At 51.5% G+C, this 1,229-nt stretch carries 1 protein-coding gene; it reads right to left on the reverse strand.

The window, feature by feature from the left end; genetic code table 11:
* Nucleotides 1-18 precede the first annotated feature (18 nt).
* A protein-coding gene (locus ABLV30_RS27000; RefSeq protein ID WP_087770335.1) for an IS3 family transposase occupies nt 19-1,166 on the reverse strand; the annotation gives its coding sequence in 2 pieces (ribosomal slippage) (nt 19-929 and nt 929-1,166; 1,149 coding nt in all).
* Between the last annotated feature and the right edge of the window lie 63 nt (nt 1,167-1,229).

Consider the following 1,229-nt stretch of genomic DNA (forward strand, 5'->3'; position numbering starts at 1 on the left):
TGAATCGCCACGGATAATCTAGACACTTCCGAGCCGTTGATAATACTGGTTTTCATATTCTGTCGGTGACATCTGATCGCTAGAACCATGCCGACGCTTACTGTTATAAAACATTTCGATGTAATCAAAAATATCGCTGCGGGCTTCTTCCCGCGTTCCGTAGATCTTTTTCTTTATCCGTTCGCGTTTCAACAACTGGAAAAAGCTTTCTGCAACCGCATTATCATGGCAGTTACCGCGACGGCTCATGCTGCCCTCCAGGCCGTGTGATTTCAGGAACGACTGCCACTCATGGCTTGTGTACTGACTGCCCTGATCCGAATGAACCAGCACCTGTTTTTGGGGATTACGCCGCCATACAGCCATCAGCAGTGCGTTCAGGACAATGTCCTTTGTCATCCGGGATTGCATGGACCAGCCGATAATTTTGCGTGAGAACAGATCAACAACCACGGCAAGATACAGCCAGCCTTCGTGGGTCCTGATGTAGGTTATGTCCGTTACCCAACGCTCATCCGGAGCATCCGGGTTGAACTGTCGCTGGAGCCTGTTGGGCGACACGATACTGGCCTCGCCTTTACGTGCCCGCGGGCTCCGGTATCCGACCTGAGCCTTTATCCCGACACGTTTCATCAGTCGCCAGACTCTGTTCACTCCGCACTGTTGCCCGCTGTCCCGCAGATCCAGATGGATTTTGCGATAACCATAGACGCATCCCGATTCCAGCCAGAACTGTTTAATCTGTCCTGTCAGTCTCAGGTCTGCCTGATGGCGTTGTGAATGCGGCTGCTGAAGCCAGGCGTAAAAACCACTGGGATGAACATCCAGCACCCGACAGAGCAGGCGAACAGGCCAGCAACAGGTGTTGTCACGGATAAAGGCGTACCTCAGTCGGACAGCTTTGCGAAGTACGCCGCGGCTTTTTTTAATATGTCCCGTTCGTCGGTAACCCGCTTCAGCTCTTTCTGGAGACGGCGGATCTCGGCCTGAGCATCTGACTCTTCTTTATTAGTGGAAGAATCCGGACCGTACTTCTTTATCCAGGCGTAAAGGCTGTGGGTGGTGATATCGAGACGTGTTGCAACGCTGGCAACAGAATAACCGCGATCAACAACCTGTTTGACTGCTTCAATTTTAAACTCTTCGGGATAACGCTTACCGCTCATGGGCACCTCTCTTTAAGCCATCTTAAATGACTCTGAGGTGTCTGTTAAACCCGTGGCGATTCA

Source organism: Klebsiella sp. CN_Kp113 (genome assembly GCF_040064585.1).
Lineage (GTDB): Bacteria > Pseudomonadota > Gammaproteobacteria > Enterobacterales > Enterobacteriaceae > Klebsiella > Klebsiella michiganensis.